Source organism: Symmachiella dynata, from assembly GCF_007747995.1.
Taxonomy (GTDB): Bacteria; Planctomycetota; Planctomycetia; order Planctomycetales; family Planctomycetaceae; genus Symmachiella; species Symmachiella dynata.
Genome location: NZ_CP036276.1, coordinates 2,527,702 through 2,552,281, shown reverse-complemented (window position 1 = coordinate 2,552,281; position 24,580 = coordinate 2,527,702). Strand labels below are relative to the sequence as shown.

General features: G+C 55.0%; 17 protein-coding genes. 11 read left to right on the top strand and 6 right to left on the bottom strand.

From position 1 onward, the window contains the following. Positions 1–182 precede the first annotated feature (182 nt). Positions 183–3,365: a DUF1553 domain-containing protein gene (locus Mal52_RS09810; RefSeq protein WP_145375762.1), complete on the top strand. Its 3,183-nt coding sequence runs from the start codon at positions 183–185 to the stop codon at positions 3,363–3,365. Positions 3,366–3,436: 71 nt separating this feature from the next. Beyond that, positions 3,437–3,964 carry a sulfotransferase family protein gene (locus Mal52_RS09805; RefSeq protein ID WP_145375760.1) on the top strand — a complete coding sequence of 176 codons (528 nt, stop codon included), beginning with the start codon at positions 3,437–3,439 and terminating at the stop codon, positions 3,962–3,964. Between the two features lie 3 nt (positions 3,965–3,967). On the opposite strand, the gene Mal52_RS09800 is transcribed toward Mal52_RS09805, so the two are convergent. After that, complete coding sequence (locus tag Mal52_RS09800; protein ID WP_145375759.1) at positions 3,968–5,896, bottom strand: glycosyltransferase family 2 protein; 1,929 nt, start codon at positions 5,894–5,896, stop codon at positions 3,968–3,970. Positions 5,897–6,139: 243 nt separating this feature from the next. Between Mal52_RS09800 and Mal52_RS09795 the strand changes: the two genes are divergently transcribed. Further along, on the top strand, positions 6,140–6,910 hold the full coding sequence (locus Mal52_RS09795) for a 3-keto-disaccharide hydrolase (RefSeq protein WP_145375757.1): 771 nt from the start codon (positions 6,140–6,142) through the stop codon (positions 6,908–6,910). Between the two features lie 441 nt (positions 6,911–7,351). Beyond that, complete coding sequence (locus Mal52_RS09790) at positions 7,352–8,071, top strand: lysophospholipid acyltransferase family protein (protein ID WP_197534785.1); 720 nt, start codon at positions 7,352–7,354, stop codon at positions 8,069–8,071. A 26-nt stretch (positions 8,072–8,097) separates the two neighbouring features. Here Mal52_RS09790 and Mal52_RS09785 read toward each other — a convergent pair whose 3' ends face one another. Next, entirely contained in the window at positions 8,098–9,261 is a 1,164-nt protein-coding gene (locus Mal52_RS09785) for a M24 family metallopeptidase (protein WP_145375753.1), read from the bottom strand. A 167-nt stretch (positions 9,262–9,428) separates the two neighbouring features. Next, complete coding sequence (locus Mal52_RS09780; RefSeq protein WP_145375750.1) at positions 9,429–9,881, bottom strand: hypothetical protein; 453 nt, start codon at positions 9,879–9,881, stop codon at positions 9,429–9,431. Positions 9,882–10,085: 204 nt separating this feature from the next. Between Mal52_RS09780 and Mal52_RS09775 the strand changes: the two genes are divergently transcribed. Further along, a complete protein-coding gene (locus tag Mal52_RS09775; protein ID WP_145375749.1) occupies positions 10,086–10,688 on the top strand; it encodes a hypothetical protein in 603 nt (200 codons plus the stop codon). A gap of 312 nt (positions 10,689–11,000) precedes the next feature. After that, positions 11,001–12,332 carry an HDOD domain-containing protein gene (locus Mal52_RS09770; RefSeq protein ID WP_145375747.1) on the top strand — a complete coding sequence of 444 codons (1,332 nt, stop codon included), beginning with the start codon at positions 11,001–11,003 and terminating at the stop codon, positions 12,330–12,332. A gap of 494 nt (positions 12,333–12,826) precedes the next feature. On the opposite strand, the gene Mal52_RS09765 is transcribed toward Mal52_RS09770, so the two are convergent. Both Mal52_RS09765 and Mal52_RS09760 read right to left on the bottom strand, forming a co-directional pair. Next, complete coding sequence (locus Mal52_RS09765; RefSeq protein ID WP_145375745.1) at positions 12,827–13,639, bottom strand: CheR family methyltransferase; 813 nt, start codon at positions 13,637–13,639, stop codon at positions 12,827–12,829. An 89-nt stretch (positions 13,640–13,728) separates the two neighbouring features. After that, a complete protein-coding gene (locus Mal52_RS09760; protein WP_145375744.1) occupies positions 13,729–14,103 on the bottom strand; it encodes a response regulator in 375 nt (124 codons plus the stop codon). Positions 14,104–14,659: 556 nt separating this feature from the next. Here Mal52_RS09760 and Mal52_RS09755 point away from each other — a divergent pair. The 5 genes from Mal52_RS09755 to Mal52_RS09735 all read left to right on the top strand — a co-directional run bounded on the left by Mal52_RS09755 (position 14,660) and on the right by Mal52_RS09735 (position 21,000). Next, positions 14,660–15,919, top strand: coding sequence for a polysaccharide biosynthesis/export family protein (locus Mal52_RS09755; RefSeq protein ID WP_145375742.1), 1,260 nt, complete (start codon positions 14,660–14,662; stop codon positions 15,917–15,919). Beyond that, entirely contained in the window at positions 15,916–17,331 is a 1,416-nt protein-coding gene (locus Mal52_RS09750; protein ID WP_145375741.1) for a GumC domain-containing protein, read from the top strand. The genes Mal52_RS09755 and Mal52_RS09750 overlap by 4 nt, the downstream gene beginning before the upstream one ends. 148 nt (positions 17,332–17,479) lie before the next feature. Continuing rightward, complete coding sequence (locus Mal52_RS09745) at positions 17,480–18,358, top strand: creatininase family protein (RefSeq protein WP_145375739.1); 879 nt, start codon at positions 17,480–17,482, stop codon at positions 18,356–18,358. A gap of 288 nt (positions 18,359–18,646) precedes the next feature. Next, positions 18,647–19,801: an A/G-specific adenine glycosylase gene (gene mutY / locus Mal52_RS09740; RefSeq protein WP_145375738.1), complete on the top strand. Its 1,155-nt coding sequence runs from the start codon at positions 18,647–18,649 to the stop codon at positions 19,799–19,801. 377 nt (positions 19,802–20,178) lie between these two features. Beyond that, positions 20,179–21,000 carry a hypothetical protein gene (locus tag Mal52_RS09735; RefSeq protein WP_145375736.1) on the top strand — a complete coding sequence of 274 codons (822 nt, stop codon included), beginning with the start codon at positions 20,179–20,181 and terminating at the stop codon, positions 20,998–21,000. A gap of 505 nt (positions 21,001–21,505) precedes the next feature. Here the strand turns inward: Mal52_RS09735 and Mal52_RS09730 are convergent. After that, positions 21,506–24,430 carry an alkaline phosphatase family protein gene (locus Mal52_RS09730; protein ID WP_197534784.1) on the bottom strand — a complete coding sequence of 975 codons (2,925 nt, stop codon included), beginning with the start codon at positions 24,428–24,430 and terminating at the stop codon, positions 21,506–21,508. Positions 24,431–24,580 lie beyond the last annotated feature (150 nt).

Below are 24,580 nucleotides of genomic sequence, written 5' to 3'. Positions count from 1 at the left end.
AAGAAGCTGATGGAATTGTACCTGAGTGCTGGCGCCATTCCTGGAGATCGGTTTTGCATTCCCTGATTACCATTTCCGGCCTCTCCTTCACACTCCCCACATCCTTGCCAACGCCCCGCCACCCCGGTTAAATAGACAGAGGCGCTCACAGCCCTCATCGCACGTACACCGGGACCGATACCATGCGACATTGTCCGCTGCGGAATTCGTTATTGTTGCTCGGGGTGGTCACTGCTCTGCATGTGTCGACGGCTGCTTGTCCGGCGGCGGAGGCGTTGCCGGAGCGGGTTGATTTTAATCGTGATATTCGGCCGGTCTTGTCCGACATCTGTTTCCATTGCCACGGGCCGGATGAGGAGCAGCGGCAGGCGGATTTTCGGTTGGATCAACAGGAGTCGGCGTTTGCGGACCTGGGCGATCATTTGGCGATTGCACCGGGGAAACCCAGCGAGAGCGAACTTTATCTTCGCATCACCGCCGAGGACGCTGACGAGCGGATGCCGCCGGTTGATTCGGGGCGGCAATTGACCGCGCGGCAGATTGCGCTGATTAAAAAATGGATCGAACAAGGGGCGGAATGGCAGACGCACTGGTCGTTCGCACCGATTCGTCGCCCGGCTTTACCAGCGGTTCAGAATGAAAACTGGGTCCGTAATCCGATCGATGCGTTTGTGTTGGCAAAGCTGGAAGCGCAAGGCTTGCCCCCTTCGCCGCCGGCGGACAAATCGCGGTTGATTCGCCGCATGACTTTGGACCTGACCGGCCTACCTCCCACGATTGCGGAAGTCGATGCGTTTCTGGCCGATGATTCGCCCGGTGCCTACGAGAAAGTGGTCGACCGGTTGTTAGCATCGCCGCGGTATGGCGAACGGATGGCGACGCACTGGTTGGATGCGGCGCGGTATGCCGACACCAATGGCTATCAAACTGACGGCGACCGTTCGATGTGGCGTTGGCGGGATTGGGTCATTGAAGCCTACAACAACAATATGCCGTTCGATCAATTCACGATCGAACAATTGGCGGGCGACCTGCTCCCCGAGCCAACGTTGGAGCAACGCATCGCCACGGCGTTCAATCGCAATCATCGCGGCAACGGCGAAGGGGGCGTGATTGAAGAGGAATACGCGGTTGAATATGTTGTCGACCGCGTGGAAACCACCGGCACCGTTTGGCTGGGACTGACCATTGGTTGCGCGCGGTGTCATGACCACAAGTACGATCCGATATCGCAACGAGAGTTTTATCAACTCTTTTCCTTTTTTAACAACGTCCCCGAGCGCGGCAAAGCGGTCAAAAACGGCAACTCGCCGCCGATGATGAAAGCGCCGACGCGCGAACAACGTAGTCAATTGGCCGAGGTTGAAGAACGCCTCTCCGTAGCTGAAACAACATTCACGAGACTCCAACCGGCGATCGAACAAGCGGAGCGTGACTGGGAATCGACGTTTGATTGGAACTTGGCAAAAGACTGGGCCCTGGACCGCGCGTTGACGGCGCATTTTCCATTCAATGGAACAGTCGAAAACACCCTGGCCAAAAAACCAGCGGAAGAACAAACCGGCGACACAGAGGCACCGCAAGAATCTGTTTTTGGCGCAGGGCAGCTTGGCGAGGCAGCGGTTTTTGATGCTTCACGTCCGCTACCTGTCGGGGATGTCGGCGATTTCAGCTACCTGGACAAGTTTTCGGTCACGGCTTGGATCTCTCCCCGCAATGTCGAACGGGGAGCGATTGTTTGTAAGATGCAAGCCGACGAGTATTCCGACGGTTACGAGTTTTGTCTGCATGACGGCAAACTGCAGGTCAATCTGGTCAAGCGTTGGTTGGATGATGCCATACGTGTCGAGACACGTGAATCGCTTCTGCCCGGACAGTGGTATCACGTGGCATTGACCTACGACGGTTCGCGGACCGCTGCCGGGGTCAAGATCTCTATCAACGGCCGCACTGCCGCGTTGAAGATCAATCTCGATGAGTTGAATCAAGACTTCAAAAACGACCGTCCGCTGCTGATCGGGGGCGGTGGGGACCCGCGGCATTTTGAAGGGTTGATTGATGATGTGCGAATTTACAATACGCAATTGACCGCTAAGGAAATCGATCTATTAGCAACGCCCGACAGGCTCCACGACATTGCAGCGATACAGCCCGCTCAACGGACGCAACGACAACTCAATAAGCTGCGCGCATACTTCATTCGTGAACAAGCCCCCGCTCCGCAGCAGGAAGCGTTTCAGGAATTGGTGACGGTGCGTGAAGAACGGGACCGGCTGGTTGAAAGTTTCCCCACCGTGATGGTGATGCAGGAGATGCATCCACCGCGGCAAGCGCATGTGTTATTGCGAGGTGAGTATGACAAGTTGGGCGACGCGGTCCAACCGGGTGTCCCGGCCAGCCTGCCCCCCTTCCCTGGCGGACAACCCAACAACCGTTTGGGACTGGCGCGGTGGCTGATCTCAGCCGACAATCCACTGACAGCTCGCGTGACGGTCAATCGGTATTGGCAAAACTATTTCGGTGCGGGATTGGTGAAAACGGCGGAGGATTTCGGCTCGCAGGGAGAACAGCCCAGCCACCCGCAACTATTAGACTGGCTGGCGGCCGAGTTCATCGAATCGTGTTGGGATATCAAAGCCCTGCAAAAGACGATCGTGATGAGCGCTGCCTATCAGCAGTCGTCGAAGGTAACCCGCGAGCTTTGGGAGCGTGATCCGGAAAACCGTCAACTGGCTCGCGGACCGCGACAACGTTTGTCGGCAGAGACGATTCGCGATCAGGCGTTGGCGGCTGCGGGATTGCTGGTCGAGCAAATCGGCGGGCCGTCAGTCAAACCGTATCAACCGGCCGGACTGTGGGAAGAAGTTGCCAATACCACCTACACTCCGGGAACAGGCGGCGATCTTTTTCGCCGCAGCATGTACACCTTCTGGAAACGAACCGTCGCCCCACCAACGATGATGGCCTTCGACGCTTCCAGCCGCGAAACGTGTATCGTACGGCAGTCGCGGACGAATACTCCATTGCAAGCGCTCGCGCTCTTGAATGCGACGACATTTGTGGAAGCGGCGCGCCATTTGGCGCAACGGGCGATGTTAGAAGGGGGCGATTCGAGCGAGTCGCGACTGACCTACGCCTTCCGCTTGGCCACCGCCCGCCAGCCTACTGAGGCAGAACTGAAGATCCTCACCGCTGGTTTCACCCGGCATTTGGCCGGTTATCAAGCAGACCGCACCGCGGCAGAGGAACTGTTAAAAATCGGCGATTCGCCGCGCGACACGCAACTCGACACGGCAGAATTGGCCGCCTACTCCGCTGTGGCGGGACTGATTTTGAATCTGGACGAAGTTGTGACCAAGGAATAGCAACTCAACCGCGCAACTTTTTCACCAAGGGTAGTCGTTGGTGAAATGCAATGTGGGGCGAGTGGCTGGGTATGCAAAAAACGATCGTTGTGCTGGGAATGCATCGTTCGGCGACATCGCTGGTCGCTTGTGGACTTCATCAAGAAATCAGCATGGGGGATGACCTCCTGCCGGCCAGCGGTTCGAATCCTCGTGGTCATTTCGAGGATCGGCATTTTGTGCGGATGAATGATCGCATCTTGTCGGCGGCCGGCGGTAGTTGGGACCGTCCCCCATCACGGCAAGGGATTCTCGGGGTGGGGGAGCGGTTTTCGGATCAAATCCAGTCGACGCTCGACCTAGCGTCCAGCGGCAAGGAGATCTGGGGGTTCAAAGATCCGCGAACGACGCTGACGGTGCCCCTCTATCTGCCATTTTTGCAGAACCCGCATTTCGTCTGCTGTTTCCGCGATCCGGATCAGGTGGCGAGATCGCTTCAGCGCCGCAACGGATTTCCTTTGGAAAAAGGGCTGCGGCTGGCGGCGATTTACAACCGGCGGTTGCTGACGTTCCTGAGCGACTTTACTGGACAATGGCATGAGCCACCCAGCGGCTCATAACCGTCAAGCGGCGCGGCTCAACGTTTGCCTTTTCTGCAATTGCTCCGCTTCGTGTGCCTGCAGGAGATCTTGAAAATCCTTGCCGGTCGGATCGATGAAGGGGAATTCGGAATCGATACTGAAGGTCATATCACGATTGAGATTCAGATTCACGTAGGGGTCGTTCATCAGTTGGTGCCCCCACTTGCTAATCATATATTGCCGTTCAAACGTTTCGGTGGCGCGGCCTCGTGATTGTGATTCCTCATGAATCAACCTCGCGTAAGGTGTGTAAACGTGCTCGTAGCCGCGTTGGGATAGTCGCAGGCAGAAATCGACATCGCCATACCCGTTGGGCAAATAGACTTCATCTAAGCCGCCCACCTCATGATATTTCTCCTGAGCAACCATTAAGCACGCGCCGGTGATTGCAGAGACCTCGTGGACGGTCTTGGTGATGTTGTTATACGCGGTCGTGTTTTCAGGAAACCCTTTGAAGGAGTGATTGGCGACCCTGCGGTCTTGGAGTTCCAAACCGGCATGCTGAATTTCACCGGTGGGGTACAACAACTTGCACCCCACTGCCCCGACCTCGGGGAATTGCGCGAGTCGCAACATCTCCTCGATCCAATCGGGCGTCCGAACGATGGTATCGTTGTTCAGCAGGACGAGGTATTCGCCCCGCGCGATTTTAGCCCCGCGATTATTCAGGCTCGCAAAATTAAATGGCTCGTCGACACGTTCGATGCGTAGCTGTTTCGGGTGCGCCGATTGAAACTGCCGCATGACATCAAGCGCGGCTGTTTGTGTGGTTGCGTTATCCACCAGTACGACTTCGAAGTTTGGATAAGTCGAAGAGGTGAAAATCGATTCCAAACATTTCTGTAGCGACTCGCCTTGGTCTTTGGTCGGAATCAATATCGAGACCAGCGGCAACTCTGCGGGGAGTTCGAATCGTACGCGGTAGTGAAATGATTCTGGTTCCCACTGCACCTCGGCAGGACGTCCCCGTCGCTGGCAGGCTTCGTTCACGGCTTTGACGCCGGCGATTGCCGCATACGGCTTGCTGTCGGCCGATTTAGCGGTGCTGGTTTCAACCGCCCGCCATTGGTAGAGACAAAACGGTACGTGTACGATCGGTCGCTCGGTCGCCTCGACAGCCCGCATCATCAGGTCGTGATCCTGCGATCCCTCAAATCCAACGCGAAACCCGCCGATTTCGCGAATGAGCGCGGTGCGATACAGCGATAAGTGTGTCGTGTAATTACAGGAAAGGTGAAAAAATGGCGACCAATCCGGTTTGCAATACACCAAAAATGTCGCCTTACCGTCCGACTCAATCACACGCTCGTCGGAATAGAATATATCGCATTGACCGTTGAGGTTGATGTGCCGCACCATCTCGGCCAAGGCATTGGGCGTTAACCGATCATCATGGTCCAACAGCGCCAAATACTCCCCGGTGGCCATCTCAATACACCGGTTCGAGGTTGCGCTAATGTGCACGTTTGTCGGATTTATCGCGAATTTCACCTGCCCTGGATAATCGGTGGCGAAATCACGCGCCATCTGCTGCAATTCCGGCATCCCTGAAGCGTCATCGACGATACACAGTTCCCAATTGGTGTAGCATTGCATGGCAACCGAAGCGAGCGTTTCGCGAAAGATCGCGGGGTCGACACGATAGACCGGCAAAATGATGCTGATTTTCGGCTGATCGGGCATCCTCTGCACGCGGATGGTCACATCGCGATAATACTTTTGCAATTCATCCAGCGCGGAGTCCCAAAACCACTTGGCGTCTCGACCATCGTGCAGAATAGCCATCACCTTCGCATGGAGGTGAAATGCTTTTCTTGCGTAAAGGAGCAAGGCCTCGAGCAAATGTATGCCCAAGAACAGAACCTTGCGAATTGGACGCCCCACGACGTGATAGAACAGATTAACCAACATTGCCCCAAACTATCCTTAGCATTGCACTTCGACGCAGAAATACAAATCCAATCCATGGATGTGGCGGGATATTAGCGGATCTTTCGAGATAGCACTAGACTATTTTTGTAGCCTAAAAACCAGGGCTTAGGGCTGCCAAATTGTGAAATTGGTCACAGTGGAATAGAATGAGCAGCACACGATGCGGCTGACGATTGCCTCCTCGTTTTTCCATCAAATCATGCTCTTAAGAGGAACTCACACATGAAATATTCGCATTCCCAACGCCGCGCGGGCATCTCCGCCTTACTGTGTGCTCTGCTGCTGGGCGGAGGGGTTTGGGTGCAAGACCTAGCCGCTGACGATGACAATTCGGAAACGGGTTGGATTGAGATTTTTTCCGGCAAGGATTTAAACGGGTGGACGAAAAAGACCGGGGATTGGAAAATCGTCGGCGATGTGCCGCTCAATCCCGACAACCCCAAAGCCTTCGCCCCGAAGCCCGGCACGGGAGTGATGGTCAATGGCAAGGGTGGTCGCGACACGAATATCTTCACCAAGAAAAAACATGGCGATGTGCAGGCGCACATCGAATTCACCGTCCCCAAAGGCTCCAACTCGGGGGTCTATTTTCAAGGGCGGTACGAAGTGCAGGTCTTTGACAGCTACGGCGTGAAAGAGGCCGAGTCGAGCGACTGTGGTGGGATCTATAAACGGTACAATGAAAAAGAGAGCTACGGTTTCGAAGGGCACGCGCCGCGATTGAATGCCAGTTTACCGCCGGGGGAATGGCAAATGTTCGATGTGACGTTTCGCGCACCACGATTTGATGAAAGCGGCAAAAAAATTGAAGATGCCAAATTCATCAAAGTGGTCCACAACGGAAAAGTGATTCACGAAAACGTGACGACCACCGGCCCGACCCGCGCAGCTGCCTTTTCAGATGAAAAACCACTCGGCCCGTTGATGATTCAGGGAGACCACGGCCCAGTCGCCTACCGCAACATCCGCATCAAACCCATTAAATTGGATTAGCATTAACAGCCGTTTCTTTGTAGGGTGCGTCGCGACGTACCTTTTTACAAAGAGCATCAGGTCCCCCTAATCCAATCAGTGCCAAGTTTTGATTGTGGGAACCAAATAGAATTCAAGACCTCACGCCAAGCCGCAAAGGTCGCAAAGGAATTACCGGGACAATCATCAGGCTCAAAAATCGATTTCTGATTGGGATGTCGTAGAAATCATTTTTTATTCATATAGGTCGCTTTGTTTAGACGTCGTCCCGATTCATCTCGACAAAGCAAACTCCTTTGCGAGCTTCGCGGCTTGGCGTGAGGATTTATTTTTAGAGTGCGTTGCTGCCGAGTTTGTCCTGATTTTCAGAGCGACTCGACGACCGACTTGGCAAAACCTGTTGATGATTCACATCACCCCCTAACGACAAACTGCGAGACCAATTCTCCGATGGAACCGGACATGGCCGCCAAGTGGACGTTGGCCTTCTATATGACGATTGCGATCATGACGTTATTCGTTCAGGGTGCGCGGTGGCCGGATGGTTGGCATGCCTGGGCACTTGCGATTGTCAATCGATTTTATGTCCGCGCATTTTTTCACTTTCGCACAAATCGCCCTTGTCCGTTTCCCACGGATGGGCCGGCGATCATCATTGCCAATCATAGTTCCCCGATGGATCCGATGTTCGTCTGGGTGGGACGCCGCCAGATCATCGGATTTATGATGGCTCGCGAATACTATGAAGTAAAATTTTTGCATTGGATCGCCGTCGCCATGCAGTCCATTCCGGTCCAACGCAACGGCAAGGACCTTGCTCCCACGCGTGCCGCTTTGCGGCGGTTGAAGGATGGCAAGCTGCTCGGGGTCTTTCCCGAAGGGGGCATCAATCGCGAACGAGACCTCAAGGCGGGAAACCCCGGTATGGCTTGGTTGGCTGTGCGATCTCAGGTGCCAGTCTATCCTGTCTATATTCAAAACTCGCCCGGCGGCGAAACCATGATCGATCCGTTTTATAACTTCGGCCCCGTGACCGTCTACTACGGCGATCCGATAGACCTCTCGGCGTACTACGACCGCAAACCGACACAAGAAGTACTGCAAGAAGTGACCGACATCATGATGGCCCGCATCGCGGAGTTAGGCGGAGTGGGGTATACGTCCTGCACATCGACGACGTGATTTCTCTGGGTGCACTGCGATGTAAACTAGTGTTCGCGGACCAGCATGTCGGGGCATTCGATCGAGACCCCTTTGACAGAGACGCCCAATTGGGGCCAGCCTTCCATGGGGCGCAGCGGTTCATACCCGTTTTCGGCGATCAAAATCGTATCGCCCAATTTGGCTGGACCGATCGTTGGATGCAAATGTAGAGCCATGTTGGCCGTCAGCGGGATGTGATTGGTGGAGGAGATTGACAATTCGCAGGCTTGATAGCCAATGATTTCCCCCTGATCGCAGAGTCGCCATTCCCGTTCGTAGCCGAATTTTTCGTAGATGCGGCTGATACGGCCGAAGAGTTTGCTGGCCAAGGTCTCGGGCCGTGAAAAGAAAATACCGGTTGCCTCGACCATAGCCGCGGCTTGGTACGCCTCGGTGAGGGAATTCGACGGTTGGCCAAAACAGACCGTGCGCGTCGCAGCGACGCAGACTCCCCAACGCGAACCGACTGCGGAGAGCACACACGATTTGCGCAACGGATCACCGCTGTAACTCCAGTGTCGATGACGTTCGCCACGACCATCGACCATGACTTGCATTTGCAGGGGGGTGACCTGCCGGTGCACCAAGCGGTGGGACAATTGGCCGGCAATTTCAGCCTCGGTTTGCCCCAATTCAAGTGTCCGCGCCGTTGCTTCGACAGCATGCGTCACATGCCGCCCCACGATCCGCATCCGCGCTCGTTCTAAACTGGTTAACTGCAATCGCAGATTACGAATCTCGGCCGATGCATCAATCGTCTCGCGATCCCCGGTATCGCTGGCGACTTTGCGTCCACGGCAGAGGTCATCGAGTAACACGTGCGGAGGTTCGGTCCAGGGACGTTCTTTGAGGCTGAACCCAAGTTGCGGAATCTCTTCCTCAAAAATTTGTGGCGAGTTGCAATTGTTGGCGATGACCAACCGGGAATCGGGTGTAATAAAGAGGGCGGCCAACGGTTGCCCCATACCACGTCCAGAGCTGTCACCACCAGAAGTCAGCCAAGAAAAGTTGCACGGTTTTTGGAGTAACAATGCATCCCATCCATTGGCTTTGAGCAGTTCTTTGACCAAGTCGTGCTTGTTTCGCACATCCTGTTCGCGGTCCAATTCCTGCAGAGGCATTTCATTTGCAACATTGTTTGGCGGCATTTCGTTTGCGATCTGAGTCATGCAGGACCTCACCGGGAGGAAATCATCGTCGTATTTGGATGGCGACTGTTACCCAACAGGGAAATGATGTGACGCGCACTCCCAGCGGTTGCCTTGTGCGGAACATTTTGCGTGGGCACCCGAGGGGCCAAATCCCAAGGGGCGACGCCGCCGATTCGCAATAGACGTCAGGAGGATTGTCGGCGTCGGGAAGGACGACGATATTGCATGGCCAGATGGTCGGCATTCGAACTGACGCGTGAACGATCGCGACGACGACGGTATTTATTACCCCAGAGCGTCGTTAGCAAGCCAACCAAAGCACCGCTCAAAATGGCTGATACACCGCCGATCGCTTGCAATTGCGCCTGTTCTGTATTTTTGGTCACCGCGGAATTATTCTCATTTGCCGTCTGGTCCGACAAGCCATGGGTTTTGGAGAATGTGGCGTAGGACATTCCGAGCAAAACAAATCCGGCCAACCAGAGGCTCATACACAGTATTTTAATAAATTTGATAAACATAAAACGGGCCCGCTCAACTCCAACTGTACCACTGCGTATACGAATTTTGATCGTGAATTGGTTCGGAATCTGTCCTGATGCAACAGGCTTCTGGGACGTCTGTAAGTCTCTCAACACCCCCAAATTTCTATCATGATGATAAAATGATGTTTGGGCAACAAAAAAACAGCTCTTTGGCGGAGATTCTTTATGCTGCCGACAATACTGAAACCGTCACAACCAATGACGCTACCAGTAGTTAAGCAATAAACCGCAACCGCAAACCCCATAAAAAGGAGTTCGGGACGCTGACAAAAAAGATCGTTCCAAAGACCGCTTGGTTTGATCGACCTTTTGATGGCTTGGCGGTTTCAGTCCTCACGCTACGATGGGACGCCTGATGATGAGCAGTTCTGGCACGATGAATTGATATTTGCCTTGGAGTTGTGGAGTACGTTGATGGCGGTGCATGAATCGGACCGTGAAGATCTGATGAAGGAGGCGACCGCGCTGCGACGGCGGTGTGAATTATCGCTCCCCAATGATGACAACACGGTGATTGCCGGGTTTCGTGAGGATGGACGATTCTCCTTGTTCTTTGGGGCGGACCCGGCCTTTCATTTCGATGTCGTTGGCCGCTTGCGACGCGGGTTTTGCAGCGGAGACCTTTATCGCACACAGGGCAACACGCTGGCACGACTGACGCGACATCGTGAAGCGGAGAAATCGCTCTTGTTGCGTCACGATTTGACACGGGAAGAGTTGGCGACATTTCTCGAAACCATGGACCAGCGTTTGATTCATCTCCACGAATGCCTGCAAGGCGATTGCGTAGAATTGATTCAGCAAATCCCTGCGACGCCCTCTTTGATTCCTGACATCATGGCTGCGCTGACCTTGATCGGCAGCAGTGTGGAGCGTTTAGCGCCCGCGATTAAAGGTTAATGGCTGCCCTGCGCACTTTGTCGTTGTCACGATGACGACGATATTTATTGCTCCACTGATTCGTGGCAATTTGCGTGAGGTGCGTGTTGTCCCAGTTTCGTATAGCCGGTTCAAAGGTGGGATGTTGCCAAAACACCACATGGCAAGAGCGATCACTTTTCTTGCCGCGCGGGTTTTTATGATGTAGGGTTTTAATGGAGCGTTAGAAAAAGGAATTGCTACGTAGGATGAAACGCATTGGCCATTCGGCTTCACATCATGTGACTCCTGCGATTTCGGGCCCCAAGGAAGCGCTCTTTGAAGGAGACTGCGATGTCTGACAATACCCATTATGACCGCCAAGCGATCAACTCAGTGCTGGACCGCGTGAACGAATTGCATTCGTTACCGCAGGTCGCCATTTCGATTCTTAATCTGACTCGCGATATCGACTACGACGTTCGCGAAGTCGTTGCTTGTCTGGAAAACGATCCTGGTTTAGCGGCTAAAATCTTACGGACGATCAACTCGTCGCGTTATGGATTGCGGCGCGAAGTCACGAATCTGCGGCAGGCCGTTGCGCTGCTCGGCCAGCGTTCGCTGCGTCTGGTCGCCATGACTTTTAGCCTCGTGGACGGTCTGTCACGCGGCTCCGCCAGCCGGTTGTGCCAAGAATATTGGCGGCGATCGATCAGCATGGCGACACTGAGTTCGCGACTGGCCAAACGGACCGAACTGTTGGATCACAACGACGCCTATTCGGGCGGATTGTTGGCCGATCTGGGCGTCCTGGTACTTGCACAAGTCAAGCAGGATGAATACGTCGACATGGCGTTAAAAACCCCACACGGTCCGGAGTTGTTGCGGGCCGAACAAGACAAGTACGGGTTTACACATGCCCAATTGGGGGCGCAGTTGTTAACGCGTTGGGGCTTCCCTGAAACGCTGGTTCAGTCGACACAGAATCATCACGACGACATCAACAACGACAATAAACTACAACTCGTGACACATGCCGGTTGCCTGATGGCCGAAGTGCTTTGGACGCCTGACTCGCCGCAATTTCCGGCTGCGCGCAAAGTACTGGAAGAACGATTTAACCTGACGACCGATGATATTATTGACTTGGTTGTCGGTACGAAGGCGGATGTGGAGTTCAATGCGGGACTTTTTGGCGTGACCATCGATGGCGAGATCGACATCGAAGCCATTCGTCAACGGGCGGCAACGAAACGCACCGAAGTCTTCGCCGAAACGGCTGCCGAACTCGCCAATCAGGCAACTCAGGATGAACAAGAGATCATCGATGCCGCCAGCACCACTGAGAAACGGCACCTGGGGACGATGGTGATTAAGCTGTATCGTGACAGTGACCCGATGCGGACGGGAATTATCTGTGAATTTGAGAATATTTCCCCCAGCCACATCGAACTGCGATTGCCGCTGCCGGTGAGTATGTTTGAACAGGTCAAAGTCCATCTGCACAATGAGGTGCAGGCATTTGATTCTGTGCTACGGGGCACAGTCCGGGAAACGTTCGAAGACGACACTGTCTTTTCGCGACTGGATATTGAATTGCACAATCGGATCAGCAGCTTTGATCTGACCGCCTTGGAAAATGCCGGCTTGCGAGACAAACCGGTCAAAGGCCCGGTCTGGATCTAAAAAGCAACTCTTTTCATTCCGCTGGCAACTACCGATCCGCGCCCCGGGAGAGAGAAGCTCCTGCTGAGCCGCACTTCGATAATCCCACGCGGGAAAAGATGGCAATCCTCATAGCCACGGCTATTCGACAGGATTTCCCACGGGTCGACTAAAGTCTCGCACAGAGGGCATCGAGCGGCTAGACCCTCAGGGCGTGCATGGGTCGACGTAGCCGGATAGGGAAAACTCAGCGCCGGATAGGGAAAACTTAGCCGAGTTAGGCACTGGCGGGCAAGACGCCAGTGGCATCCCCCCAAATCGTGGGACATCCTAAGACTGAACTAAGCGCTGTGGTCTTCCAACGTTTGCAGTTGGTTTTTTTGGGCAGACGTGCCACAGACCAGACCTTGGGCAAGCAGACGGCGCTTCGCGACTCCGCACATCACAACAAGGCGACCGGGCCGGTAGCGATTCATGTCATGGATGACCGACTCGCACGGAAAGGGCCTCGTTGATTAGCGGGGCACATAGACGGCTGAGCGGCATTCGCTGAAGCGTTCGAATTGATCGGTGATGCCAACGATGCTCTCAGCGGCACCTAGGATGAGATTTCCGTCCTGAGCCAGTTGATTCCGCATGCGTTCCAGCACGTTGCGTTTGTGCGCGACTTCAAAGTAGATCAACACATTGCGGCAGACGATCAGGTCGAACGGCCCCAGGTGAGCGAAATCGTCCAACAGGTTTTGTTGCTTCCATTGAACGCGGTTTCTCAAGTTGTCCTTGATCCGCCAACCCTGCGGAACCTGTTCAAAATTTTTGATCAACAGTGGAGTCGTCAACCCGCGTTGCACTTCGAACTGTGAATAGATCGCTTCCTGTGACCGCTTGAGCATTTTTTCCGCGATATCGGTGCCGACGATTTCAATATTCCAGGACTGCAATTCCGGAAACGAGTCGTCGATGAGCATCAGTAGTGAATAGAGTTCTTGGCCGGTGGATGCTGCCGCACACCAGATCCGTAGGCGTCGCGTTTCCCGCCGCGCGTTGATTAAGGCGGGTAACAGTTGTGTTTTCATTTCCTCGAAGGGAGTAATATCGCGAAAGAACGACGTTTCGTTGGTCGTCATCGATTCTGTGACGGCCGTTGAGAGACGTGAGTCGCGTCCGCGGCGGAGTTCGACGACCAATTCAGGGATGTCGGACATCCCGAAACTTTGCGCCAACGGAGTCAACCGCGCTTCCAACAAGTATTCTTTTCCGTTGCCCAATGCCAAACCTGAAGATTCGACTAAGAATTTCGTCAGGTAATCATAATCGTTGGCGTTCATAAACCGCTCCGTGTTCCGGGCACTGCCGACTGGGGATATTTTGGCAAGATCGAACGCATTCGCTTGCAGGGGTTTCTGTGACTTGGCCGTTAAGCAATTTCGAGCACGCCGGTCTCTTGTAGTTTTCCACGTACGATATCTTCCGTGAATGGTTTCATGACATATTCATTCGCGCCCGCCTGCATGGCTTCGATGATGCGTTCCATGTCGTTCTCGGTGGTACACATAATGACTGTCGGTTGCGGCAGTTCGTTGTCCGCTCGCAGAGCCTTGAGGAACTCCAGCCCGTTCATAATGGGCATATTCCAATCCAACAGAACTACGTCCACCTCATGTTCGCGAACCATATTCAGTGCTTCTTCGCCATGCTCGGCTTCAAGCACATCCAGCCCGATGGCCGCCATAATACGTCGCCCTGCCAAACGCACGGCGCGTGAGTCATCCACAAGAAGTATCGTTTTCATCGTTTGCACCTTTCCCTGAGAAGGGATTTTGATATTCACACTCAGAACTTAGGTCGCGGTTAGGCAACATGCAGGGTTTCCGGCAAGAATTGGCAGATGTTTTTCAAATCCAACAACTGGTGGCAAAAAAACAGCGATACAAACGGCGCAGTCGGTGCGACCATTCAGTTCTCTCGCTTAATAAATCAGCAAGATTCCTGCCCCACCCATCACCGACGAACAGATTCGACGAAACTCATCTCACAGAACGTTGCAAAAATCCCCAGCAGTCTGCGCGATATTTCCCTGGTCTGGATCACCGTCTCGATGGTCTCCAGGCAAACACATCCCATGCCTTGTCGCTAAAACCGGCGCAATTCCTCCACAAGGCATATTGACCTCGTGTCCCACTTTGTAGTATTACCCGCCGCGCTGCCGGGTCGGTGGCTACAGATTCCGCCTCTCACGGGATTTCACCGCCCCTCAGTCAATCGTCTCTCAAATCCGTCTCTCAAATCCATTGCGACAATTCGTCGGACATCGGCCTGCCGATTCAACGACGGATGGGGTTCTGTCCATGATGAATCCATTACGCGCAGGCGACCGCGCCCAATGCGTTGCGGCCCTCCTGCTGCCGACATTAGCCCTCCTGGCCTGCTCCGGGTGTCGGATGTTTGAAGCACCGGTTGCCGGCGCTGCGCAGCCCGCGCTCAATTGGTTTGCCAATTTCAGTAACGACGACGCACAAATGTCGCCACCGCTGGATATCAATTCCATTCGCCCCACACCACAGACCGCCCCAGTCCAACCGGGGGATCTGTTGGAAATCACCGTCTCAAATCTGTTCCAGCCGGAAGAGCCGCATACGTTCCCGGCCCGGATTCACACGGACGGTAGCTTAGAAATTCCGTTATTGGGCCAACCGGTCGTCACGGGACTGACCCGCGCCGACATCGAAAAAGGCCTGAAAGATGAATATCAGCGCCGTGAACTGCTGGTGAATCCGACCGTGATTGTTCGGGAACTGGAAGTGCCGCGCGTCAAAGTCTATGTCGAAGGAGCGGTCGAACGCCCCGGCATCATCGCCCTGCCCCGCGAAGATGCCAGCGTCTATTCGGCACTGGTTTCGGCGGGACTGAAGACAAACGCCGGCGGTCAAATCTCCGTAGCACGACCGCTCAACCTCCAGGCAACGGCGCCCATTGCGGAAACGGCGGCCTTGTTTGCATTAGCTGACGAGACACTCGATCCAATCCCAGGGGAGACACCCGGTGGAGCCGTCAATCCACTCTCCTTGGAATCAGAAACTATGAGTGAAGATCCCTTGGAAATGGCCGCGGATCAGATTGCTCCTGCAATTGCTGCGGCCCCAGAGGTCAACGCGGTTGCTGGTGATCAACCACAATCTGGTTCACCGGGAACGGAATATGAAATCATCTGGTTCGATGCCCAACGCGAAGAGGATCGCCGGGCGTTGATTGAACTCCAACTGGGTGAAGGGGATATCGTCGGCGTCAGCGAATTGGTGCCCCCCATTAAAGTCTTGGGTTCGGTCCAAAACCCCGGAGCATTCAATATCCCCAATAGCAATGACATCACATTGCTGGATGCCGTGCGATTGGCCGGTGGGGTCAAGGACGAAGGGAACGCTCTGAAAATCACGTTGATACGGATGAATGAAACGGGTTGGCCCGGTCGCAATTGGTCGCGATCGTGGGCGGAACTGGAAGCGAATCCACAACAATCTCCGGCCATTCAACCGGGCGATGTGATTCACGTCGAGCGTCCGGCCGGAAGTAAGCTTAAGCAAACAGTCGAGGGATGGTTGAGCAAATGAAAATGAAATTCAAACTAAATCTGCATAAAATCATCCGCAAACCATGGGCGGCCGCCATCGCTGTATTGGGCGTTTGCCTGATCCACTACCTGACGGCGACAACCGTGCTGGAAACGACGGTCAACGTCAAACCGCACGATCAACCGGTCGACCCCAAGTCGATGTCCGAGATTCCCGAAGCGGTTTTTGACCACGCGTTCGCCGCTCTCGATGCGCAGCGCACCAAAGCGGGCAAACCGCTGCTTGATCTCAACGCGGTCGCGCAACAGTTGTCGGTTTCCTTCAACGAAGAGAATCAAACGTTGCAGTTGCGCTGCCTCAGCCAGGATGCCGGCGAAGCAGAGTCGATTCTGAATGCTCTCGCAGACGGCTATGTGGAGAACTCACGACAACTCAAATCGAGCGTCGCTCTGCCCCGTATCGAACAGCTCAAAGAGAACAATCAAGAAGCACAGCAGCAACTGCAAGCCGGCAAGACAACCATTGCCGCTATTAAAAACCAGATGGATGAGGAATCACTGTCCGAAACGGCCCAAATGGCATCCATGGAACGGATCAAAAGTTTCTCCGCTCAAATCGTTGAAGCCAAAGCGGATCGTCTTGATGCGGAAAACCGTTATCACGAAGCGAGCCAAGAACTCGAAACCGGTTCAGCCGTGAATCTTGTAGCAGCCCAACTCTCGACCGGTTCCGCCAAGGAAATCGTCCAAGCGGTGATGAGCCATGCGGATTTGGTCGACGAATTGCAACAATTGCGGCAAACCGAGCGTGAGTACTCACAATACTATGGCGCGCGTCACCCGCGAATGATTGAAATTCAATCCAAACAAGCGGAGTTGCTGCGGCAAATCGATGACCTCTCAGAAACGGGTTCCGGAATCCAACAGATTTCGACGATCGACCAGCCGGACCAAAATGATCGTCGGGCGCTGTTACTGAGGACCTTGGCGATGGATTTGCGTCAAAAGCAAACACGGGAAGACGATCTGCAAGACCAATGGGACTTGGAGCAAGCCCGAATCATCCGGCATTCCGAATTGCAAGACCGTCTGCAGAAAGCGCAATTGGAAACGCAGGCAGCTGAGAACAAACTCGAGTCGATCAAAGCTAAAATCGCCACGACCACCACCGGCCATAAAGCACACGCAGTGATCCTCGCGCCGGCTTCTACAGCAACAGAACCGGTCTCGCCGTCGTTTTGGGGACATTTGTTGTGGGGCTGTCTTGCCGCTGTGGCCGTGGGCTTGTTGAGCCGCTGGGCCTTCAAAGACTTGAAACAGGGCACAGCGAGCTCTACGACACCGTTGAGTTCCAGCACGGAAACCGCGGAGACATCGACGCAACCTCCGTTGTACGCGCGACGGTTGATGCGTCTGGCCAAATTGAATCGCAATCAAGAAGCCACGTCGTAACGCCACAGATTGAGGTCGGAGGTGACGGGCTACGGACGTACGAATCGGTTATTGAAACAGTCAAGGTGCTGGTATGGTGCGGTAAAGTGTGTAGAATCATGACATTCATTTGCCACGATTCTTATCACCCCATACTGCGAGCCACCCGATGTCTAGCCGCGCTGAAACCGAGTACCGCTACGAAAAATTGACCTGGCCCGAAATCAATGATGCGGTCGATCTTGGTAAGGTCTGTATCATTCCCGTCGGCGCGGTCGAACAGCATGGTCCGCATTTGCCGTTGGACGTCGATTTGGTCTGCCCCGGTGGGGTTGCTCACGGTGCCGGCCAAGAAATGACGGATAAAATCCTGGTCCTGCCCACGATCCCCTATGGCTACACCGGGCACGTGATGGATTTTCCTGGAACGATCAACACGCACTACGAGACGTTCATCCGCCAAGTGCTCGACGTCACGAAGTCGCTGGCGTACCACGGCTTTAAGAAAATCATTCTGCTCAACGGGCATGGTTCGAATATGCCCAACTTGGATCTTGCGGCGCGGCGCACCAATCTGGAGACCGATGCGGAATGTGTGCTGGCGGCTTGGTGGCAATTGCTCACCGTCGATCCGGAGTTCATTCCCAGTTGGCGGGAAAGCAAGTTCCCGGGTGGTTGCGCCCATGCGGGTGAACTCGAAACATCGATGTATATGTATTTGGACGGCGATAACGTCCGCACGGACTTGATTAAGAATGGCGTCATTTCCTTCAACGAAGAAGAGAGCCCCTTTAACTGGGTCGACGTCTTCTCCGCCGGTCCGGCGACGCTTGTGTCTTGGACGAGCAGTTACTCCGACACCGGCGTGTTGGGCGAAGCGGAATTGGCCACTGCAGAAAAAGGGGAGCGGGTGTATCGCGAAGCGGTCAAACAACTCTGCGCCTTCGTGAACTACTTCGGCCCACGCCCCAAAGACCAACGCGGCCGCCACCAACGCCACGCCCCCACGATGCCGCTCCCGTGGGGACAACGCCCGATTGAGGATTGAGGTTGTTCATCGCCTCTGAAATGGGCGTGGACGAGACTGTAGGCTGTAGACGGTAGGCTTTAGGGTTGGATTGCCTATGCTATTGCTACAGTCTACGGCCTAAAGCCTACGGTCTTTCAGCGCAGCGGGAAGGCGAAGCTCCTGCTGAGCCGTTTTTTTTCCACTTCGCATGCAGCGACCCAATGGTTTTGTTAAGCGTCTTGGTTCATCTTGGCTCGGCGGGAGCCTCGCCCTCCCGGACGCTCTCAGTTTTACCATTCGTTCTACTCTCACTCTAAAACCTCACGGATGAAATCAAGCGACACGGATCTCCTTGCAGAGTTCGATGCTGATTGGCGGCAGCGGTTTCGTGGTCAGTTGCGGCGGTGGTATGCGCGGTATGGTCGTGAGTTGCCTTGGCGCAATAGCCGCGATCCGTATCGTGTTTGGATCAGCGAAATCATGCTGCAACAAACGACAGTCACGGCGGTTGTTCCCTTCTTCAAGCGATTCCTTGCACGCTTCCCCGACGTGTCAACCTTAGCGGCGGGCGAGGAAAACGACGTGCTGCGGATGTGGGAGGGGTTGGGGTATTACAGTCGTGCCCGGAATATCCATAAGGCGGCCCGCATCATCGTCGCCGATTTTGGTGGAGAATTTCCCAAAGATGTCGCGGCACTGGAATCGCTGCCGGGCATTGGACGTTACACGGCTGGGGCGATTGTCTCGTTTGCGTATGATCGTCCCGCGGCAATCGTCGAAGCCAACACCTTGCGGCTGTACAGCCGATTGTTGGGATACGAACAGGACCCGCGCTCAAGCAGCGGACAACGGTTGCTGTGGCAGTTCGCGGAATCGATTCTGCCGCGCAAACAACCGGGGACGTTCAATCAAGCGTTGATGGATCTGGGGGCGACGGTCTGTACACCGGTGGATCCGCAATGCCTTGCTTGTCCGGTCAAATCGGGTTGCCGCGCGTTTCAATCCGGATCACAGGACCGAATTCCGGTTCCACAAAAGCGCCCGGAGCTCACCGATGTGACCGAAGCCGCTGTTGCTATTGTGCACAACGAAGAATACCTGTTGTGTCGACGCCCGCACGGCGAACGCTGGGCCGGACTGTGGGACTTTCCACGATTTGCAACGTCTGAATTTTCCGCCCCTCACAATGGCCGTGATCTGCGGAAAATTCGAGGCGAACTAGAAGGCCATCTAAAAACGCAACTTGGGCTGGCTGCCCACGTCGAGGATCTACTGAAACAGTTCCGTCACAGCGTCACCCGGTACCGAATTCAACTGTTGTGCTTCACGGGCAGATTGGCCAACACAACCACGCAGCCAAATGCCGAAGAATACGCCTGGGTCTGCCCGTCTGACTTTCATGAGTACCCATTATCGGTGACGGGACGGAAATTCGCTGATATTTTGGTGAACAAACGGTCTGAACTCCCGTTTATCGATTAGGCGAACATCCGCAGCACCATCGTTAGGCGAACTGGCGCAAGTTGTTTTGTCCGCCGTAGTTGCCTGCAGGAACCTCTTCGCAGGCTGAAACTCGTGGAAATCCTCTACCCCTGTCCCGGTTCACAGCTATAATATCGATGTAGGGGCGAACACCGAGCCATCGTACAACGATGGATTTTGTGGTCGGCCCCAGGCTAGAAAATTCCGCATGGAGCTCAATGGCCACTCGTACACCTCATTCACCTGAAGAGACGCAACGGCAGTCGACTTCGACCAGCACAGCGTCAGCACGTCAGAGGCCGGGCGACGGAAAAACTTCCGTCCGTGCGCGTTTGCGCTCCGAATCCGCAAAACGGCAGCGTGCCCTGGGTCCAGTTGTGGCTGAGTCTCCGACCATCTGGGAAACAATTCGGACTTGGCGACGAGATTTGCGTCAATGGGCGACCGGTCCTGAGGGGCTGTCGTTGGTCGTGTCGGCTGGGGTGCATGTGCTGCTGTTTCTGGGCATCGCCTTAATGTTGTTCTTGTTTGGACTACGACTGGAGGACCACCCCGGCGATCGCGGCCCGATCAACGCGTTGTTTACGGAAACAAGCGTTGATAAAAAGCTGCCCTTGGAATCATTGGCTGACACGGAGTTTGAACTGACCGACACCCTTGCGGATGCCAGCGAACTGTCGTCCTTGAATTCAGAATCGATCACAGACAATGTGCGATTTGTCCCGGATACCGTGCTGAGCGATTTCGGCGATACAGCCGCCACATTGCCCGCGCTGCCTCAGAATGCGTTGGACATGGTGAATGAAGGGGGCGGCAACGGCAAGTCCTGGAAGCGCGGCGGATTTGCAATGCCGACCAACAAAGGCAAAGTGATCACCCAAGGCAGTTTTTCGGTCTGGACCGTTCCCGAAGATCCCGAACCGTTCAAATCCTATAAGATTGTGATTCAGCTGAATCGTCTCGTCCCCATTCGTGACTTACGCGCCGATGTAACCGGCACCGTGACCGGCACCGACGGTTATCGCGCCAGCATTGGCCGTGTGCAGAAGGGAATTCACTTTCCACGCCAGTTGGTGATTCCCAAAGCCCGTCAAATCGCCATCGAAATTCCACCTGCGAAGTTTGAACTGGTCCGGGACATCATCGAAGTCCACTCCAAAAAGCTCGACGAAAAACAACGGATCGAAATCGTATTTTGACGATCCGGAGTGCCCGAGTGCCCCGCACTGCTTGCTAACCTCGGTGCGTTGCGACGCTTGCTGTGTCGCTGAGAAAAACCTCACGCAGAGGCGCTAAGCCGCAAAGAATTTCTTGGCAAAGCGAATCTGTTGCGCGACAGCTACGAGTCTGCTTTAGAAATATGACTTCGGTTTTTTTAATTCAACGCAGCGGGAGGGCGAAGCTCCTGCTGAGCCGCTTTCTTCCCCTGGGCGTGCAGTGATCCGACGGATTTGTTCAGCGTTTTGATCCATCGCGGCTCAGCTGGAGCTTCGCCCTCCCCATTGATCACATACTCTAAGTGGTCGCTGGTCCGAATAGCTGCACGACATTCCCAAGTCTTCACGAACGCCGAAAGGCAACTTACCCTCTTTTGTCTTCTTTGCGGCTTGGCGTCTTTGCGTGAGGCCTTTTTTTGGCGCAGCCCATAAGCTAATGGGACGTCGCAACGCACCCAATGCATGCGAGGCGTAGCCGTGCAGGGCGTTATTGCACGAGGATTTCCGGGGGTGTTTTTCGCGATGCGTTGATTGCGCGGTCGACGTTGTTCTCAAGACCGTTGAGCACGGTTTCGTCCAACACCTCGACCATCAACCGCTGGACGTACTTGTAGACATCCCAGTAGCCGTCCTGCACGCCGTCCACAGCGCGATTGACTTTCGGAGCGCCGAGCACGGTGTTGCGGCCGACTTTGTCGGAGATCTTTTCGTCAAGCCGTGTCCCTCGATTTTGCAACCAGTCGACGACACCGTTTGCGCGGTACATATTCCCCGACGAGGTCAGGCTATAGTCGCTTAGCGAGACCTCTGAGACATTCAACGCGTGCGTCCCTTCGGCGACCCATTTGTGACGGGATCGCCGACCGCGACGTTCGATGCTGTCCACGGTTTCGGTTACAGGCTTCTTTTTATCCTTGCCGGGAGCTAAAGCGTCGTCCACCAAACGAAAGACGCTCCAATCTCCGACGGTCAAAGCGTTGTAAGCGATGTTGTTGACATCCCAGGGGCTGCCGGGGCGATTGACGGTGATCGGCTGCCGGTCAAATTCGGGGACCGGCGCATAATCCAGTTTGTCCCATGCCTGCAGATCCACGTCGCGCCAATGCACCGGCGTGTCGTCGGCGGACGGTTCCGCGGCAGCAGTTGCGAAGACGGTGCGACGGACAGTTCCTTCAAACCACTCCGGGCGCGTATTGACCGAAGCCATCGTCAATATCGTGGGTGTCAAGTCAGCCAAACGGGCAGGTTCGTGAATCCGCGCGCCGCGACGAATATTCGGTCCCGACAGATACCAAGTGGCCCGCACCGCATCGGCCAATGGGTAGCCGTGCGTCGTCCCGGGTGTGTTCTGCGTTCCGAAAAACCAACCATGCCGGGCTGTCACGACCAGATCGGGTGCGTATTCTTGCTCACGGACTTTGAGGTGATCCTGCCACAACATATGCCGGGTCAGCGTCACCACGCCATCAGGATACTCGGTCGGCGCCGTCAGTTGCAGCCACTTTTCCTCGTCGTGGTAATAAGTAAAGTACTGCGGCCAAACTTCCTGCAGCAGTTTGAGCGGATCGGTTTTGGGATTCTCTACGACATCGAATTCGGCTGCGCCATTTGCGCCAGGACGGACATTGTCAACGACCGTATAGCGATACTCCCAGCCTCCTTTTTTGCGTTGCCGCCGATCAATGATCGCCTGTCCGCGGTCCGCTGTGGTGATCAGGATCGAACGATCATCCAGTTTCATCAACGCCAAATCGACAGGGTTTTGTTCCTCTCCGGCATGGTTGACCGCTCGGGAACTGACGATGTATTGCGGTAAATCGACCGCCGGTAAGTGCGGCGCGATTTGGTAGGCCAGTAAATCGGCCGGACGGTTGGGACCGTTCCAATCTCCTGACTGATAGTTTCCTCTGGGCAAAAAGATGCGTGCGGCTCCGTCAGAATTTCCGTCGACGTAAACCATCTTGTCTTTCGTATCGCCTGTGTGCCAGTTTTCTAATCGGTGTTGCCGCACCGAGAGTCCTAACCCGCCGCCAACCCAGCGGCCATCGGCCGTGACTTCTCGTTCGCGAAAAAACAGTTCATGCACCAGATCGTATCGCGTCAAGTGAGTCTTGCGGCCTCCCAGATGCCCATGGTCGCTGACCAGCACGAGATACGTATTCTGCAACCGTCCCTGCGCCCGCAGCTCTTCGGTCACATCTCCCACTAATACGTCCGCCATAGCGATTGTTTTACGCGTCGTGCCAAATTGACCGCGGCAATATTTGTGACTGACGGAGTCGGTTTCCGGCAGCCAAATCACCGTTAGCGGTTGTTCGCGATTGAGCAAATGCCGGACAGCGAAGTGCGCGTTGGCATCGTCGATGTATTGCCAAGCCTGATGCGCCTGAAAATAGGGCAAATGCCGCGCGAGACTCCGCGTCCACATGGAAGGCGGCGCATCGGTCATGATGGGCAGAACACCGGTTGCCCAATCGTTGCCCTCGACGCGGAGGTAATCGTAAACCGCCGGAATGCCTGTCCGTTTTGAGGACTTCCAACGAATCTCTGCTTCGTTACCCTCAAAATAGCCGACCGTCGCAGCCTGGGCATTGTGTATTAATTTGTCCGTCCCGTGCGGCCGCAATAGCCGTGATGTCCGGCTGGGGCCCATGGGATCCAAACCGGACTCTGATTCCAGCCGTTGCCTGCTGAAGCGAATCTGCCCCTTGATACCGTGCCGATCCGAAAAACATCCGGTCCACATCGTTCCATTGGAGGTGATTGTATCGGAGGGAAACGCGGTAAAGGTGTTCCGCATATGCGTTCCGCCGTCGATGAAATGCTCCGTCAGATGCGGCACATGGTGCATGGCCGACATTTCCTCCAACACGTCGGGCCGCAGTCCGTCGACGTAAAACACGACCACAGAACACCCCGCCGCCGGAAGCCCTTCCGGTGCGTCGCGGCGAACATCCTGCCGGAACGACACGGGTTGCACGGTGTCGGGTTTGGAGACCTCGACATAGAACTCACCGGTATTGTCGCTGACATCGAAGTCGTTGACGCCCAAATACAAGCGACCGGTCGACTCAGCCGCAATGCTCATTCCGTCGCCGACAAAAAACGGACGTCCCTCGCCGATGCGGCCGATCAGGCAATAACAAGGCGCCGGTCCGCTGCCCGCTGCCGGCAAGGGGAATTCTTGATGCCCCTGAGAATCGTCGTAGAAAAAGGTCCCTGCCGGTCCCGCTTCGGATTTTTCGATTTCCTGCTCGGTTTGGGGGATGAGATGACGAATTCGTCCGTGCGCCACCAACGTCACCGATTCCCCCGACTGCACGTCCATTCCGCTATCAACCCATTGAGCATTGGCCGGCACGACCAAGGCATCTCCCGAAACACCGCGCATATCACACGTCAATTCAGGCACGGCAACATCGTGATGACAACCACTACTCAATGCGCATAACCACAGACAGACTACAACTCCAAGAGCTGCTGTCGTCTTATGCAAGAGAGCGCGTTCCGCTGCGTGGGTGAGTAACATGCGGGCTGCTGGTTCTGGGGAAAGGATCGCTTG

Coding starts and splice junctions, on each gene's coding strand:
- Mal52_RS09765 (WP_145375745.1), bottom strand. CDS start 13,639: ATGAACGCCAACGATTATGATTACCTGACGAAATTCTTAGTCGAATCT.
- mutY (WP_145375738.1), top strand. CDS start 18,647: ATGAAATCAAGCGACACGGATCTCCTTGCAGAGTTCGATGCTGATTGG.
- Mal52_RS09760 (WP_145375744.1), bottom strand. CDS start 14,103: ATGAAAACGATACTTCTTGTGGATGACTCACGCGCCGTGCGTTTGGCA.
- Mal52_RS09800 (WP_145375759.1), bottom strand. CDS start 5,896: ATGTTGGTTAATCTGTTCTATCACGTCGTGGGGCGTCCAATTCGCAAG.
- Mal52_RS09750 (WP_145375741.1), top strand. CDS start 15,916: ATGAAAATGAAATTCAAACTAAATCTGCATAAAATCATCCGCAAACCA.
- Mal52_RS09770 (WP_145375747.1), top strand. CDS start 11,001: ATGTCTGACAATACCCATTATGACCGCCAAGCGATCAACTCAGTGCTG.
- Mal52_RS09810 (WP_145375762.1), top strand. CDS start 183: ATGCGACATTGTCCGCTGCGGAATTCGTTATTGTTGCTCGGGGTGGTC.
- Mal52_RS09785 (WP_145375753.1), bottom strand. CDS start 9,261: ATGACTCAGATCGCAAACGAAATGCCGCCAAACAATGTTGCAAATGAA.
- Mal52_RS09790 (WP_197534785.1), top strand. CDS start 7,352: ATGGCCGCCAAGTGGACGTTGGCCTTCTATATGACGATTGCGATCATG.
- Mal52_RS09755 (WP_145375742.1), top strand. CDS start 14,660: ATGATGAATCCATTACGCGCAGGCGACCGCGCCCAATGCGTTGCGGCC.
- Mal52_RS09805 (WP_145375760.1), top strand. CDS start 3,437: ATGCAAAAAACGATCGTTGTGCTGGGAATGCATCGTTCGGCGACATCG.
- Mal52_RS09795 (WP_145375757.1), top strand. CDS start 6,140: ATGAAATATTCGCATTCCCAACGCCGCGCGGGCATCTCCGCCTTACTG.
- Mal52_RS09745 (WP_145375739.1), top strand. CDS start 17,480: ATGTCTAGCCGCGCTGAAACCGAGTACCGCTACGAAAAATTGACCTGG.